We start from the raw sequence: 15,974 nt of genomic DNA on the forward strand, positions 1-15,974 counted from the left end.
CATCAGTGCCGATAGCTATAACATCGTTTTTCCCGCGTGCGATTTTCCCCAGAATGCGCATCTGCCGGTTTGAATGAAAAGTTCAGCCATAGACGGGAGTCCAGCTTCTACTGATCAAGCCGGAGTAGTTTTCTAGTCGGGTGGATTGCTTGTTGGGCGAGGGGTAGGTCGAGTGGCGGTGAATGCATGTGGACACGGATTTGGTGACTCGATCGACGAAGCCTGCGGTGAGCGCGGGGGTGAAGCTGGTGTTGATTCTGGGCGCGCTGACGGCGCTGAGTCCGCTGGCGATTGATATGTATCTGCCGGCGTTTCCGCAGATGGCGAAGGATCTGGGCGTCGATACGGGGACGGTGCAGCTGACGTTGTCGGTTTTTATGATCGGGGTATCGGTGGGGCAGGCGTTTTATGGGCCGATGGTGGATCGTTGGGGGCGGCGCGGGCCATTGCTCGTGGGGATGGTGGCGTTTTCGGCGGCGGCGGTCGGGTGTGCGTGCGCGCGGTCGATGGGCAGTCTGCTGGGGTGGCGGCTGGCGATGGCGCTGGGCGGTTCGGCGAGCATGGTGATCCCGCGCGCGGTGGTGCGGGACTTGTTTGATGCGCGGGAATCGGCGCGGGTTTATTCGCTGCTGATGCTGATCCTCGGCGTATCCCCGATTCTAGCACCGACGCTGGGCGGGCAGTTGCTGGCGTTCACGGGGTGGCGGGCGATTTTTGTGACGTTGTGCGTCATTGGTGGAGTGATCGCGGCGGCGGTGGCGTGGGGATTGCCAGAGACGTTGAGGAAAGAGCAGCGAGTGAAAGGCGGGGTGGTGCTGGCGCTGAAAACGTACGGGCGATTGCTGAGAGACCGGCGGTTTCTGCCGCTGGCGCTGGCGGCGGGCTGCACGCTGGGCGTGATCCTGACTTATCTTTCAGGGTCGTCGTTTGTGTTCATGGAAATGTACGGGCTGAGCGCGCAGCAGTATGCGTATGTGTTTGGTCTTAACGCGGTGGGATTGATCGCGGCGTCGCAGATCAATCAGCAACTGCTGAAGCGGTATACGTCGCGACAAGTGCTTTCGGTGGCGTTTGTCGTGAATGCGATAGCGGGCTTGGCACTCCTGGCGCTCGGCGCAACGGGAGCGGGCGGGATGTGGGGGCTGATCGCGTTGTTGTTCGTGTGTCTGAGCGGGGCGGGAATTATTTTCCCGAATGTGGCGGCGCTGATCATGGAGCCGTTTGGCGACGTGGCGGGGAGTGCGTCGGCTTTATTGGGGACGGTGCAGTTCGGCGTGGCGGCGGGCATGGGGGCGCTGGTGGGCGTTTTCTACAATGGCACGGCGGTGCCGATGACGGCGGGCGTGGCGGTGTGCGCGCTGGCGGGGCTGGCGATCGTGAAGATCTCGGTGCGGTGGTCGCACGCGTGAGCGATGGCGACGATCGCGGTGCTGGGCGCGTGGTTACGCGCAGAGCTCAGAGCATTTCTTGCAGTTGGGCGAAGTAGGCTTCGACCCAGCGGTGCAGAAAGAGGAAATGCAGCAGGCCGCCGAGGGCGAGCATGGGGCCGTAGGGGACGTGCGCACCAACTCCCAGGTCGGCGGGGGCTTCGCCGGGTTCGGGGGTTTTGAGTTTCATCTGTTTGCCTGACATTTTTTGCCAGAGCAGCGCGCCTGCGAACCAGAGAGAGCCGATGATCGCGCCGCCGAAGATGGAGGTGATCGCGCCCTGCCAGCCGCAGAAGGCGCCGATGGCGCCGACGAATTTCACGTCGCCGAAGCCCATGGCTTCTTTTTTCAAGACGGCTTCGGCGAGAATGGCGATCCAGAGGACGAGCGCGGAGCCGATGAGGACGCCGTTGAGGGCGATGACACCGGAGCGCAAACCGGCGATGAGGGGGAGCTCGTGGGACTGGCCGTGCAGCGAGGGAACGAAGGCGGCGAGGATTACGCCGATGACGGCGAGACCGATGCTAAAGCGGTCGGGAATCTCGAAGTGATCGAGATCGATGAAGCTAGCGCAGATGAGGCAGCTCACGAAGAACATGCCGCAAAGGGCTTTTGCCGGAGGGAAGTGCAGCCAGCAGGCGAGGAAGAGTGCGCCGGTGAGGAGCTCGACGAAGGCGTAACGAAATGAATACGGGCGGCCGCAGCAGCGGGCTTTGCCGCGGAGGATGAACCAGCTGAGGACGGGGATGTTGTCGTACCACTTGATGGGCTGGCCGCAGGCGCAGGTGGAGCCGGGGTGGATGACGGATTTTTTCGCCGGGATGCGGTAGATGCAGACGTTGAGGAAACTGCCGATGAGCGTGCCGAAGATGAAGGCGGCGATGGGGAAGAACCATGGGAACGCGTCTGAAAGCAGGGCGATGTCGGATTCCATGAAGAGTGCGGGGATGACGGCGGCGGGGGCAGGTGTTGTCAAACGCGGGGCCGGTGGCTCATGCGAGCGCGGGAAAGGTGGTGCGGGTTTGCCAGCAGGCGAGAAGGGCGTCGCCGAAGCGGCGGGCTTGGGCGGGGTGATCAAGGAGCGGGCTGCGGCGGAGGTCGGCGCGGAGGGTTGCGCGGATGTTGGCGAGCAGATCGGGGGAGGCGGCGAGGCGGGCGGCGATGGCGACGTAGTCGTCGGCGTTGTGAGCGATCCATTCGGGGTGGCCGGCGGCGGTGAGGAGGGAGGCGCTGACGCGGGAGGCGTGGCGGTCGCCAGCGAGGGTGACGACGGGGACGCCCATCCAGAGGGCTTCGCAGGTGGTGGTGGTGCCGTGGTAGGGAAATGCGTCGAGGGCGACGTCCATGCGTTCGTAGAGCGCGAGGTGGCTGGCTAGGTTGGGCGTGCGGCCGAGGAGATCGAGGCGGGCGGGGTCGATGGCGTGTTTCGCGAGGCGGGCGGAGATGAAGGCGGCGGTTTCGCTGTCGCCCAGGCCGTGGCCTTTGAGGAGTATCCGGGAAGCGGGCACGGCGGCGAGGATGCGGCCCCAGAGAGCGAGGGTGGTGTCGGAGACTTTGGCGAAGTTGTTGAAGGAGCCGAAGGTGATAGGGCGGCTGGCGGGGCGGGTGAGCGTGATTTCAGGGGCGGTGGCGGGCGGGGCGTAGGCCCAGGCGGTGGGGGCGAAGCGGATGAGTTTTTCGGTGTGGAACTGTTGGTCGATTTCGTCGGGATCGGTGATCGCGTCGACCAGGCGGAAATCCATCGCGGCGAGGCCGGTGGTGTTGGGGTAGCCGAGGTAGGAAATCTGGACGGGGGCGACGCGGCGGGCGAAGACGGGGAGGCGGTTGATGCCGGTGTGGCCAGCGAGATCGATGAGGATGTCCGGAGCGTCGGCGCGTATCTGGGCTTCGACGACGGAGTGAGGGAGGCCGACGAAGTTGCGCCAGAGGGTGGCGTGCGCGCGGAGGCGTTCAGACATGGCGTCGACCTGGAAGTGATCGTGATACAGGACGATTTCGAAGCGTTCGCGGTCTAGGTGCTGGAGGATCGGTTCGAGGAAGTAGGCGACGGAGTGGGCGCGGAGATCGGGGGAGAGGAAGGCGAGACGGATTTTCGATTCCGGAGGGAGCGCGGCGGGCGTGGTGGCTGGGGGCGTTTCTAGGGTTTTGCCGAAGGCGAGGTGGGCGGCGAAGACGTCGGCGCGGGGACGGTCGTCGAGGTAGTTCAGCGTTAGCAGAAAGGCGCTGCGGGCTTCGTGATGTGAAGGGTCGCGGGCGAGGGCTTCGGCGTAGCTGGTGGCGGCTTCGGCGAGGCGGTAACTTTGTTGGAAGGCGAGGCTGCGGCCGACGAGGGCTTGCGTGAGCGAGGGGTCGTGGCGGAGGGCGCGGGTGAAGCAATCGTGGGCTTCGGCGAATTTGTTTTCGTGCAGGAGGGCGAGGCCGAGGTTGCACCAGGCGGGTGCGTAGTCGGGTTTGAGTTCGAGGGCGCGGCGGAAGTGGGGGATGCCGGAGGAGAGGCCTTGGGTATCGGAAATCAGAGCACCGAGGCGGTCGTGGGCGTCGTAGTAATCGGGCTTGAGGGCGATGGCCTGGCGATAGGCGTCTAGGGCTTCGGCGGGACGGCCGAGGGACTTGAGGGAGATGGCGAGGTTATTCCAGGTCTCGGGGATGCGGGCGTCGAGTTTGAGCGAGCTGCGGTAGTGGGGCTCGGCGTCGGCGTGGCGGGCGAGGGCGGCGAGCGCGAGGGCGAGGCGCATCTGGCAGAGGGCGTGTTTGCGGTCGGCGTGATGGGCGCGGGTGAGCAAGTCCACGGCCTCGGCGTGCCGGTTTTGTTGATACGCGAGGACGCCGGAGAGGTGGAGGGCGTCGAAGAGTTTGGGCGCGGCGGTGCGGACCTGGCGGTAGAGTTTGTCTGCGTCGTTGAGACGGCCCGCCTGGTGGTGGGCGAGGGCGGTCTGGAGGGTGCGTTGGAGTTGCGCGGGGTTCATGACGCGGCGGTGACGCTGGCGGAAGCGCGACGGGTTTCCCAGCACTGGATCAAGGCGGCGGAGAAGCGGGCGGCTTGGGCGGCGTGATCGAGGAGCGGAGAATTTTGCAGATCGGCGCGGAGCGTGGCGTGGAGAGTTGCGAGACGCGCGGGATCGGTGGCGAGATCGCGGGCGATGCGGATGTAGTCAGTGGAGTTGGCGGCGATGAGTTCGGTGTGGCCGGTGGCGGTGAGCAGGGAGACGCCGACGCGGGCGGCGTGGCGGTCGCCGGCGAGAGTGATGACGGGGACGCCCATCCAGAGGGCTTCGCAGGTGGTGGTGGTGCCGGCGTAGGGAAACGGATCGAGGGCGACGTCGAGACGCGCGTAGAGGGCGAGGTGTTCGGCGGTACCGGCGGTGGGGGGGAGGAGTTCGATGCGGGCGGGGTCGATGGCGGCGGCTTCGAGACGCGGGCGGATGTAGCCGGGGGTGAGGCCGAAGCTTTTAAGGAGGAGGCGCGAGCCGGGGACGGCGCGGAGGATTTCGCCCCAGAGGCGCAGAGTGGCGGGGTTGGTTTTGGAGAGGTTGTTGAAGGAGCCGAAGGTGAATGGCTCGCCGCGAGCGGCGGGTGGGGTTGCGCCGGGGGGCGGTGAGTCGGGCGGAGGCTCGTAGGCCCACGCGGTGGGAGAGAAGCGGATGAGTTTCTCGGTGTGGAAGGCGTCGCTATCGCCGGGGGGATCAGCGAGGGCGTCAGTGAGGCGGAAGTCCATTTCGGCGAGACCGGTGGTGGCGGGGTAGCCGAGGTAAGCGATCTGCACAGGCGCGAGGCGACGGGCGTAGAGTGGGAGGCGGTTGAGGCCGGTGTGGCCAGCGAGATCGATGAGGATGTCGGGGGCGTCGGCGCGTATCTGGGTTTCGACGACGTCGGAGGAGAGGCCGATGAAGTTGCGCCAGCGGGAGGCGTGGGAGCGGAGGCGTTCGCTGACGGCGTCGGTTGTGAAGTGGTCGTGGTAGAGGGTGATCTCGAAGCGGTCGCGGTTGAGGTGGCGCAGGAGGGGTTCGAGGAAGTAGGCGACGGAGTGGGTGCGGAGATCGGGGGAGAGGAAGGCGAGGGAGATTTTTTTATGGGGAGTGTCGGGCGTGGGGATCGCGGGCGCGCTGGTCGGGCGGGCAGGCGTTTTTTTGGCGGCGGCGGATGCTGCCTGGCCGAAGGCGCGGTGTTCGGCGAAGAGTTGTTCGCGGGAGAGCGTGTCGGAGTAGTTGAGCAGCATCAGGCGGTAGCTGCGGGCTTCGAGGTCGTGGGGGTTGTGCGCGAGGTGGGCTTCGAAGTCGGCGAGGGCTTCGGCGGTGCGGTGGGCGCTTTGGTAGGATTGGGCGCGGGCGCAACGGGCTTTGGGGTGGGCGGGGTCGAGGGCGAGGGCGCGGGTGTGGAGCGCGATGGCTTCGTCGGCGCGGTTCTGGAGCTGGCGGACGGAGCCGAGGCCGGAGTGGGCCTGGGCGTAGTTGGGTTTCGACTTCAGGCAGCGTTCGTAGGTGGCGGCGGCTTCGTCGAGGCGGCCGGTGATGACGAGGAGCGAGGCGAGGTGGGAGAGGGTTTCGTGATTATTGGGATCAAGTTGGAGGGAGGCGCGGAGGCTTTTCTCGGCGTCGGTGTTGCGGCCGAGTGCGGCGAGGGCGAGGCCGTGGCACATGAGGGTGCCGGGGGAGCGCGGGTTGAGGGCGAGGGCGCGCGTGAGGAGTTTTTCGGCGTCGGCGGGTTGGTTGAGTTGAAGCGCGGCGGCTCCGCCTAAATGGTGGGCTTCGAAGCTGCGGGGCGCGAGGGTGCGGAGCTGCGCGTAGAGGGCAGCGGCGGCCGGAATGCGGCCGGCTTGGTGATGCGCGAGGGCCTGTTGAAGCAAGGCCTGAGCCCGGGCCTGTGACATAAAGCGATGAAGGCCAGCATCGGCCGCTGCCCCGGGCAACTTGAGGGAAAACCCCCGGATAGTTTCAGAAGAAAGCCCCTAAACTCCGGGCATTTATCGTCGATTATTGGGGCAACAACCGTCGTGTCTGTTCTCCCGGGAGCGGCCGCGGCGCGCATCGCCTCATGTCATCGACCAGCCCTATTACGACCACTACCCCGACCAAGCCGCCGTTCCGCACGTATACCGATGCGGAGATCATGCGTCGCATCGATGCGTGTCCTAAGCTGGCGTCGCTCCAGAGTATCAATCGTGCGCTGGCGGGATTGGTGAACTCGGAGCAGAGCTACAATTCGCAGATCGCGGAGATCATCCGTCGCGATCCGTCGCTGACGGCGCGTCTGCTTCGCATGGTGAACTCGGTCTATTTCGGTCTGACGGCGAAAGTGAACAATATTGAAGAGGCGGTTTTTTATCTCGGGCTGCGGCAGATCCGGGAGCTCTCGATGGCCACGCCGGTGATCGAGGAACTGGAGAAAATCAACCGCACGTCGCTGCGGTTGCCGTGGAAAGATCTTTGGAAGCACTCGATCGGCTCGGCGATCATGACACGGGAGATCCTCGCGACGACGACGTTGCTGGTGGACGACGATACGGACTACATCATCGGGCTGTTGCACAATGTGGGTAAGGTCGTGCTTGCCTCGGCTTTTCCCGATGAGTTCGCGAAAATTTTTGAAACGCAGTTTGCGACGCCGGTCGAAGTTTGTGTGCGCGAGCGGGAGTTGATCGGCTGGGATCATGCGCGGATCGGCGGTTATTATCTGCAACGTCACCAGCTCTCGGCTGAGATCACGGACGCGGTTTATTATCACAACGATCCGGCGGCGGCGCCCGATCACTCGTTCTACGCAGCTGCGGTGCAGGTCGCCGACCAGCTCGTGCGCTTCGCGGGGATTCCGGGTGGTTTCGAGAAGGTCGATCCGATCCCGGAGGATGCGTGGCTGGAGTTGCCTGGGTGGAAGATTCTCTATGGCACCGAGGAGCGGGAGACGCGTCTGGCGCGGGCCGCACTTTCCAACAGCGTCCAACGCCTGCCCACCGTGCTGAGTGGCCTGGTCTAACCCGCTTCACCATCGCCCGGAAAATCCGATGCCCGCACAGCCCGGGGCCACTCCCTGATGACCCTTGCCGCACAGCTTACCAATCAACCGGCCACCGCCAACGCAGCGGTGTCGGAAGAGGCCGTGATCGTGCTGAACTCGAAGCGCCGTATCCAGCAAATCACGCCGCGCGCGGCTACGTTGCTTGATCGCACGCCGGAGCAGTTGATCGGAGTTATTTTTGAAAGCCTGGGCACGCCGGAGGAGCTCGGGCTGGCGGTGCGCGAGCAGCCGGTTTACAGCAGGAGCCGCCGACCGTCGGCGATCGTTGTGACGCTGCGGATGGTGGAGTTTCACACAAGCGAGCACGACGAGCTGGTGCGTCCCTGGCAGGCGAGCGTGGAGCTGGCGGTGCTGCGCGGGCCTGATGGCCGGGTGCTCAGCGTGAATGAGGCGTTTGCCCGCAAGTTTGGCGTGCCGCGCGCGTCATGGCCGGGCGCGGATGCCTCCACGTTGATTCATCCCGACGATGTCGCTGGCTGGCGTGGGGCCGTTGCGCGGATTGACCGGCCGCCGCATCGCGGTTCGCACGAACATCGCTGGCAGACGGCGCAGGGCTGGCGCTGGCTTTCTTGGGAGGACTGCGCGGTCCGCAATGCCGATGGTGTGATCATCGCCTACCGATCCATCGGTCGCGATGTGACGAAACGGCGTCTGGCGGAAGAACATTTTCAGAAGCTGGCGAGCGCGGTGGAGCAGTCGCCGTTCGCCATCGTCATGACGACGCCGGATGGCCGCGTGCAGTATGTGAATCCCCGGTACACGCAGAGCACGGGATTCACACTGGAGGAAATTTTCGAGAAAAACATCCCGGTGCTGCGCGGCGGGCATGTGAGCGATGAGTCGTTCATCGAGTTCCAGGAGACGATGCGCCTGGGCCGCAAGTGGACGGGTGATCTCTGCACACGCCGCAAGGATGGCGCGGCGCTGTGGGAGCATGTGCAAGTTTCGCCGATCCGGAATTTCGCTGACGAAGTGACGCATCTACTCTCGATGCGCGAAGACATCACAGAGCGTAAGAAGCTCGAGGACCAGCTGCGCCAGGCGCAGAAGATGGAAAGCCTCGGCACGCTCGCGGGCGGCATCGCGCACGATTTCAACAATGTGCTCGCGATCATCAATGGCTTTGCCGAGATCGCGATCAGCCGTGGGCCGGCCAACGAAACGCAGGCGCGGCATCTGCGCGAGATCCAGGACGCCGGCCAGCGCGCGGTCGGTCTGGTGAAGCAGATACTCACTTTCAGCCGCAAGACGGAGACGATGTTCAAGTCCGTCTCGATCAATCAGCACATCAAGGATCTCGGTCGCATGTGTGCGGAAACTTTCCCGCGCACGATCTCGTTTGGCTTCGCGCTGGATGAGACGATCCCGGAGTTCTCTGCCGATCCGAATCAGCTCCAGCAGGTGATCATGAATCTCTGCGTGAATGCCCGCGATGCCATGCTCGCTCAGGGCGGCGGGCGCATCAGTGTGGCGACGGAGCGCGTGCGGGGCTCGGCGTTGCTACGGCTGAATGCCGATAGCGAGCGCGAGTATGTTTGCATCAAGGTGGCTGATACCGGGTGCGGAATGCCCGCGCATGTGCGTGCGCGGATCTTCGAGCCATTTTTCACGACCAAGCAGACCAGCGGCGGTACGGGCCTCGGGCTGTCGGTGGTGTATGGAATCATTTTGAACCATAAGGGCTTCCTCGAGGTGGAGAGCGTGGAGGGCAAAGGCAGCACGTTCCTGATTTATCTGCCGCTGGAAGCGGTGAAGCCATCGGCGGCGGTCGTCGCGGCGGCGGGTACGGCGCGGCGCATTCCGAAGGGGACGGAGACGGTGCTGGTCATCGAGGATGAGCAGGCCTTGCGCGATTTGTTGAAGGCGCTGCTGGTGCCGAGCGGTTACAAGCTGCTCATGGCTCCTGACGGTGTGGAGGCGGTGAACATGCTCATGTCGGAGCCGTCCACGATCGATGCGATCCTGCTCGATCTGAATCTGCCGCGCATGAACGGACTGGAAGTTTACCGGAATATCCGGAGGCTGCGGCCCGATACGAAGGTGATCGTGATCAGCGGCAACATCACGCCGGAGACACGGCAGGAGCTGATCGGCCTCGGGCAGAAGGACTTCATTCCGAAGCCGTACAGCCTGGAGGATCTGGCGTTTCGATTGCGCGAGATGCTGGATCGCAAGGCGCAGAGCGTCGCGTGACAGCTGGCGGGTGGATGAGGCGGATTGCGCGGTTTTTTGCTCAAAATCCGGCGATTCAGGCCGATGTTGAAGGAGATTAACCATGCCTGTTTTCAGCCGACATTTCCCCGTCGCCGGCCGAGTTTGCTTGCAGCTGCGAGCGAGTGAGAACGCGCGTCGGGTAAGCCGGGGTGTCTGTGGAGAGGCGGCGCAGAGATGAGTGCGTCGCGTCCAAATTCTCCCGCATTACTGCCGCGGGCATCATCGTTGATCACGTCGGGCACGGGAATTTTTTCTGATGAGCAACTGCTCGCGCCGGTGTACGCGCGAGGCGACGGGTGGATGAAAATTTTTGTCGCGGGGCACACGGTGCTCGCGCTGGTGCTGGCGGGGATTAACGACACGTGGGTGGTCACGGCTTGCGTGGCGCCGGTGGTGTTCGCGGTGTTCATGGCGTGCATCCGGCTGGCGCCGGGGTCGTTTCTCACGCGGTGCGTGGCGGGACTGTCGTTGCAGGCGATGGTGAGCCTGCACGTGTATCAGCTCGGCGGACTCGATGAGGCGCACTTTTTCTATTTCACGGCGATGACGATGATGGTCGTGTACGCTGACTGGCGGGCGCTCGTGCCGGCGACGACACTGACGTTCACGCTGTATTTGATATTCATGGCGCTGGAGGGAGCGGGGAAAACGCAGGTTTACTTCGCGCATGGGGAGGCGGGTGGGTTGAAGATGCTGCTGCACTTCGCGGGGATGTTGCTGCAAGCGACGGTGGTGGGTTTCTGGTCATGGCTGAACCGTCGCCACATCCTGGGTGAGGAGCGCAACCGGCTTCGTTCTAAGGAGCAGCAGCGCGAACTCGAACAGCAGCTAGAACGCGTGCGCCGCTCCGAGGCTTTGCTGCAATCGAGCGGGCAGGTGTTGCTCGAAACGCAGGGCAAGATGGCTCGCGAGATCCGCGAGCGCCGCAAAACGGAGGAGACGCTGCTGCTCGCGAAGGCCGAGCTGGAGGCGGCGAACAGCCAGTTGGAAAACTCCATCGCGCGGGCCAACGAGCTCGCGCTTTCGGCGGAGGTGGCGAACCAGGCAAAGAGCGCGTTTCTAGCCGTGATGAGCCATGAAATCCGCACGCCGCTCAACGGGGTGATCGGCATGACCGAGTTGATGCTCGATGCGCCGCTGGCCGATCAGCAGCGCGACGGGTTGGAGACCATCCGCAATTCGGGCAACAGCCTGCTCGTCATTCTCAATGACATTCTCGATTTCTCGAAGATCGAGTCGGGCAAGCTCGAGCTCGAGCACGGCGACTTCTCCATCGCGCGGCACATCGACGAGACGCTCGCGCTCTTCTCGGGCCGGGCGCAGGCAAAAAATTTGAAGCTCTCCGGCCTCGTGAGGCCCGGCGTGCCGGCGTGGATTAGCGGCGATGTCACGCGGGTGAGGCAGATTCTTTCCAACCTGGTCAGCAACGCAGTGAAGTTCACCAGCCATGGCGAAGTGGCCATCGAGGTTTCCATTGCGACGGGCGATGGTGTGGCTGCACCAGACGGGCAGATGCGCATCCAGTTCGCGGTGCGCGACACGGGCATGGGTGTGCCGCCTGAAAAGCAGGCGCTGCTGTTCCAGCCGTTCAGTCAGGCGGATCTTTCGACGTCTCGGAAGTTTGGCGGCACCGGCCTCGGGCTCGCGATCTGCAAGCGGCTCGCCGAGCTGATGGGCGGCGATGCTTGGATGGAGAGCTCGGTGGGCGCGGGCTCCACGTTTTATTTCACACTGCTCGCGGCACCGGCGCAGACGCAGGAAATGCGCAAGTTGGCTGATGCAGCGCCCGAGACCGCGCGTCTCGCGCCCGAGGGGATGCGTTCGCTGAAGCTGCTGCTAGTTGAGGACAATTTGGTGAACCAGAAGGTGGCGCTCGCGATGTTGAAGCGGATCGGTTGCGACGCCGATGTGGCCAGCGATGGCGTGGAAGGGATCGCGAAGGTGAAGGCGCGCGACTACGATGTCGTGCTCATGGACTGGCATATGCCGGAGATGAACGGGCTTGAGGCCACGGCGGTGATCCGCAGCGAACTGCCTGCCAACCGCCAGCCGTGGATCATCGGGCTCACGGCGAATGCGATGCAGGGCGACCGCGAGAAGTGCATCGAGGCCGGGATGGACGACTACATCACGAAGCCGTTGCGCAAAGACGATCTTGAGGCGGCCTTCTCGCGGGTGTTGCCGCGGGCGATCGGGGCGTGAGGCGAGGAACAGGAGCGGCTGGGGAAGGCAGGGCGGCGATGTTTTAGTGCGAGCGGGCTCCGAGCGACAGTGAGTGGTGATGGACGAAGCGCATCGGTGCGAGAACTGGTCGCGGCGTGTAATCGAGGGCGGCATCGAACAACGCGCGAGGGACCGTGCGTTCCACCTGGAGACAAAAAAGCCGCCTTTGAAAAGGCGGCTTTGGGAGAAATTGAAATGAGCGATGCGCTCAGAGATTGCTGGTGATCTCTTTGACGGTCTCGGCGGCGACGACGCGGTCGATGTCGAGGAGGGTCTTCACGGTGCCTTTGATCTTGGCCATGCCGAGGATGTAGCCGGTGTCGATGCGTGTGCCGAAGTCGGGAGTGGGCTCGATTTCGCTGCCGGCGAGATTCACGACCTCTTCCACGGCGTCCACGATGAGGCCCATCTGGACGTTTTGCGTGGCGGAAACTTTGACTTGGACGACGACGATGCAGGTGCGTTCGGCGAAGACGGCCTTCAGACCGAATTTCACGCGGAGGTCGATGATCGGGATGACGCGGCCGCGGAGATTGATGACGCCTTTCACGAACTCCGGCATCTGGGGCACGGGCGTGATTTTCTGCATGCGGATGATTTCGCGAACCTTCAGGACGGCGACGCCGTAGGATTCGTTATCGAGGGCGACAGTCAGGTATTTGCCCGCATTCTGGGTGGCGATGTGCGTGGCGGCAGCGAGTGAGCTCATGTGAGTTGAAATGGGATGAGACGCACCGGCATGGCGCGGCTTACAGCGTTTCATTCGGCCTTCCGGGCATCGGCTTTAGAGAAAAGGGGAGGGATCTGCCTAGGGTGTTTTATGGGTAAGACGGCTCGCAAAACCGGTTAAGTTCTCCCGCGCCGCGCCGAATGAAGAGAAAGTTTTTCCATCGCTTCCCCATGCCACTTTCCACGGATTTCTATTCCACGCTCGATGATCTCAGCAACCGGCTCGCGGGTGAATCCATCCTCGCCCAGGCAGGTCGCGACGAAGGCCTGATCCCTTCTTACAGCCTGCTCGGCGAACTGATCGAACTTTGCTCCGTCGAACTCGAACTGCGAGAACCGCTCAGCACGCTCAAGGCCGATCTCGAGCGCCTGCTCGATAGCGCCCAGCCTTTCGATGACGCCGCGCTCACTCATCTGCGCAATGTCGTGAAGTGGCTCCCGGCTGCCGCCACCGCCAGCAAAGCCGACCAGCCGCTGCCGCCTGTTGCTGGTAAAGCCGCCGCCGCGCCCGCTGCCGCTGAATCCGCTCCCGCATCGGTTGCCGCTTCATCTGCACCAGTCGATGACGGCCTTGCCGCCAACGATCTTCTCCAAGACCTCAACCTCGACGAAAACCGCGAGCTGCTCACCGAGTTTCACGCCGAGGCACTCGACCATCTCCAGCAAATCGAAGCCGCTCTGCTCGCGCTCGACGAGACGCCCGACGATCCCGAGGCGCTTAACTCCATCTTCCGCTCGTTTCATACCATCAAGGGTGTATCCGGTTTCCTCCATCTCACGCCGATGCACACGCTGACGCACGAGGTGGAATCGCTCCTCGATCTCGCGCGCAATCGCAAGCTGCGCCTGAACTCGACGATCATCACCGAGATCCTCAAGAGCCGCGACGCCGTGCAGAACATGGTTGGCCAGATCACGGTCGCGCTTGAGCAGGGCACGCTGCCCAGCGAAATCATTCCCGTCAGCCACTTGATCCGCGCGGTCAAACGTCTTGCCGCCGGTGAGTCCGCGCCGGTCGCCGCAGCTCCCGCGAAAGCGGCCGCGCCGATTGCCGCTTCAGTTGCTGCCGCGCCCGCCGAGCTCGCGCCGGTCGTTCCTTTCTCGCCTGCTCCGTCCGCCGAGGCGCCTGCTCCCGCGAAAGCCGCCGAACACAAAGAGAAGGCCGCCGCCACCGGAGAAACCAAGAACGCCAGTTCCAGCACCGTTCGCGTCAACACGGAGAAACTCGACTCCCTCATGGATGTCGTCGGCGAGCTCGTGATCGTGCAGAGCCAGCTCACTGAGTCGGCCCGCGTGCTCGCGATCGAAGACGCTTCGCTCCAGCGCAACATCACGCAATTCGGCCGCCTCACCAAAGAACTCCAGCACACGTCGATGTCGCTGCGTATGATTCCGGTGAAACCGACGTTTCAGAAGATGGAGCGTCTCGTGCGCGATCTTTCCCGCGACTTCGGCAAGAAAGTTAATTTTCATGTCAGCGGTGAGGACACCGAACTCGACCGCACCGTCGTAGAGGACATCGGCGATCCGCTCGTCCACATGGTGCGCAACTCGCTCGACCACGGTCTCGAATCGACCGCCGACCGCATCGCCGCCGGCAAGACCGAGGCGGGCAACGTCCACCTCAAAGCTTATCACGAAGGCGGCAACATTGTCATCGAACTGAGCGACGATGGCCGTGGTATCAATACCGACAAGGTGCTCGCCAAGGCGCGCAAACAAAACCTCATCCCGGAAAACGCGCAGCTCTCGAAGGATGAAGTTCTCCACCTGATTTTCCTCCCAGGCTTCTCCACGGCTGAAAAAGTCACCGCCGTTTCCGGTCGTGGCGTCGGCATGGATGTCGTGAAGCGCAACATCGAGAAGCTGCGCGGCAAGATCGAGATCACGTCCGAAATGGGCAAGGGCTCGACCTTCCGTATCAAGCTTCCCCTGACGATGGCCATCATCGACGGCCTGGTGGTGCGCGTCGGTGAAGACCGTTTCATCCTCCCGAGCACATCTGTGCAGATGGCGCTCCGCCCGGCGAAGGACGCGCTTTCCACGGTGCATGGACACGGCGAAGTCCTCGATCATCGCGGCAAGATTCTCCCGATTCACCGTCTTCACCGCCGTTTCCAGATCGCTGGCGCGATCGAGAATCCGTGGGACGGCATCATCGTCATCGTCGAAAGCAATGGCCGCGCCTCGGCGCTGCTGGTCGATGACATGGTCAGCAAACAAGAAGTCGTCATCAAGAGCCTCGGCGGATTCCTCCAGAATCTCGTCGGTGTTTCCGGTGGTGCGATCCTTGGCGATGGTGGCATCGCGCTGATCCTCGATCCCACGTCGTTGTTCAACGCCGCCTGATCTTTCACGCCCCGCACCCCATGTCAGCCCAGCTCACCTTTGCGGAAGTTTGCGAGAAAGCGCTCCGGCTTCCTTGTTCCCCGGCGCTCCTGCCGCGGCTTATCAGCGTGCTCGAAAACGAGAACGCCTCGATCGACGAGCTTCAGGATGTGATCCAGATCGATCCGGCGCTGGCCAGCTCGACGCTGCGCCTGGCCAATTCCGCTTATTTTGCCGCTGGCACCAGCGTGGTGGAGAATCTGAGCGAAGCGTTGATGCGCCTCGGGCAGAAAGAAGTTTACCGCCTCGCCGCGCTCTCGCTCGCGAGCCGCTGGATGACGCAAAAGGTCGAAGGCTATCGTTGGGAAGCGGGCGATTTTTGCCGCCTCTCACTGGTGACCGCCGTCGCCGCCGAGTACCTCGCTGAGGAAACCGGGCGCGTCGATCCAAAGACCGCATACACCGCCGGGCTGGTCCATGAGATCGGCAAACTCGCGGTCGCGCACGCCTGTGCCGAGCAATTTCCCGCTGTTCGCACCGAACAATCCGGGTCGGGCTGCACGTGGCTTCAGGCGGAGAAGAAGATTCTCGGTTTCGATCACGCCGAAGTCGGCGCGGAGCTGCTGCGTCGGTGGAAATTCCCGCCGTCGCTTATCGCGGTTGGTGTCCACAATCCGCCGAAGGCCAGCGATCCAGCCGATGTGCTGCCGCTGTTGGTGCATGTTCATGCGGCCAAGTTTCTCGCTGTCACGATCGGCGCGGGCGTGGCGGAGGACGGGTTTCTTTTCCAACTGAACTCGGAGCTGCTTGTCGAGTGGGGCTTCACGCCGGAGATGCTGGAGGCGGCGATTCCTGAAGTCCTCGAACGCGCGAGCAGGTTGCTCCGCGAAAATCTTTCCCACGGGTCTCTCAGCTTTTGAAGCGATGAGCTGAGCGGGCCCGTGTGACTACTGGGGCGGTGGCCGTTGATACCGGCTGCCGCCCCTTTTTTATTTTTTTGGAGCGAAGGAGCGGCCGGATGCGCGACGGGTTTCGCGAGGC

The 15,974-nt window shown here is 63.5% G+C and carries 10 protein-coding genes; 6 read left to right on the forward strand and 4 right to left on the reverse strand.

Annotated features, from left to right (window positions below):
• Positions 1–203 precede the first annotated feature (203 nt).
• A complete protein-coding gene (locus tag CMV30_RS09850; protein ID WP_217494371.1) occupies positions 204–1,409 on the forward strand; it encodes a Bcr/CflA family multidrug efflux MFS transporter in 1,206 nt (401 codons plus the stop codon).
• A 46-nt stretch (positions 1,410–1,455) separates the two neighbouring features.
• Here the strand turns inward: CMV30_RS09850 and CMV30_RS09855 are convergent, their stop codons facing one another.
• Genes CMV30_RS09855 through CMV30_RS09865 form a run of 3 tightly spaced genes read right to left on the reverse strand, consistent with a single transcriptional unit; the run spans position 1,456 to position 6,294 of the window.
• On the reverse strand, positions 1,456–2,403 hold the full coding sequence (locus CMV30_RS09855) for a prepilin peptidase (protein ID WP_245844103.1): 948 nt from the start codon (positions 2,401–2,403) through the stop codon (positions 1,456–1,458).
• 16 nt (positions 2,404–2,419) lie between these two features.
• Positions 2,420–4,393: an O-linked N-acetylglucosamine transferase, SPINDLY family protein gene (locus CMV30_RS09860; RefSeq protein WP_096055868.1), complete on the reverse strand. Its 1,974-nt coding sequence runs from the start codon at positions 4,391–4,393 to the stop codon at positions 2,420–2,422.
• The gene (locus tag CMV30_RS09865; protein ID WP_096055869.1) at positions 4,390–6,294 is read right to left on the reverse strand and encodes an O-linked N-acetylglucosamine transferase, SPINDLY family protein; all 1,905 of its coding nucleotides are present in this window, start codon (positions 6,292–6,294) and stop codon (positions 4,390–4,392) included. Before CMV30_RS09865 ends, CMV30_RS09860 begins: the two co-directional genes overlap by 4 nt.
• A 164-nt stretch (positions 6,295–6,458) precedes the next feature.
• Here CMV30_RS09865 and CMV30_RS09870 point away from each other — a divergent pair, with 164 nt between their 5' ends.
• From CMV30_RS09870 to CMV30_RS09880, 3 genes are all read left to right on the forward strand, one after another.
• Positions 6,459–7,397, forward strand: a complete 939-nt coding sequence (locus tag CMV30_RS09870) for an HDOD domain-containing protein (RefSeq protein ID WP_096055870.1) — start codon at positions 6,459–6,461, stop codon at positions 7,395–7,397.
• Between the two features lie 57 nt (positions 7,398–7,454).
• Positions 7,455–9,632, forward strand: coding sequence for a hybrid sensor histidine kinase/response regulator (locus tag CMV30_RS09875; RefSeq protein ID WP_245844106.1), 2,178 nt, complete (start codon positions 7,455–7,457; stop codon positions 9,630–9,632).
• A 246-nt stretch (positions 9,633–9,878) separates the two neighbouring features.
• Positions 9,879–11,855: an ATP-binding protein gene (locus CMV30_RS09880; RefSeq protein ID WP_175414816.1), complete on the forward strand. Its 1,977-nt coding sequence runs from the start codon at positions 9,879–9,881 to the stop codon at positions 11,853–11,855.
• Positions 11,856–12,084: 229 nt separating this feature from the next.
• On the opposite strand, the gene CMV30_RS09885 is transcribed toward CMV30_RS09880, so the two are convergent.
• The gene (locus CMV30_RS09885) at positions 12,085–12,585 is read right to left on the reverse strand and encodes a chemotaxis protein CheW (RefSeq protein WP_096055872.1); all 501 of its coding nucleotides are present in this window, start codon (positions 12,583–12,585) and stop codon (positions 12,085–12,087) included.
• Between the two features lie 191 nt (positions 12,586–12,776).
• On the opposite strand from CMV30_RS09885, the gene CMV30_RS09890 reads away from it, so the two are divergent.
• Both CMV30_RS09890 and CMV30_RS09895 read left to right on the forward strand, forming a co-directional pair.
• Entirely contained in the window at positions 12,777–14,954 is a 2,178-nt protein-coding gene (locus CMV30_RS09890; protein ID WP_096057710.1) for a chemotaxis protein CheA, read from the forward strand.
• 20 nt (positions 14,955–14,974) lie between these two features.
• The gene (locus tag CMV30_RS09895) at positions 14,975–15,853 is read left to right on the forward strand and encodes an HDOD domain-containing protein (protein ID WP_096055873.1); all 879 of its coding nucleotides are present in this window, start codon (positions 14,975–14,977) and stop codon (positions 15,851–15,853) included.
• The last annotated feature ends 121 nt before the right edge of the window (positions 15,854–15,974 follow it).

Origin of the sequence: Nibricoccus aquaticus, assembly GCF_002310495.1 — a bacterium.
In the GTDB taxonomy this organism is placed as follows: domain Bacteria; phylum Verrucomicrobiota; class Verrucomicrobiia; order Opitutales; family Opitutaceae; genus Nibricoccus; species Nibricoccus aquaticus.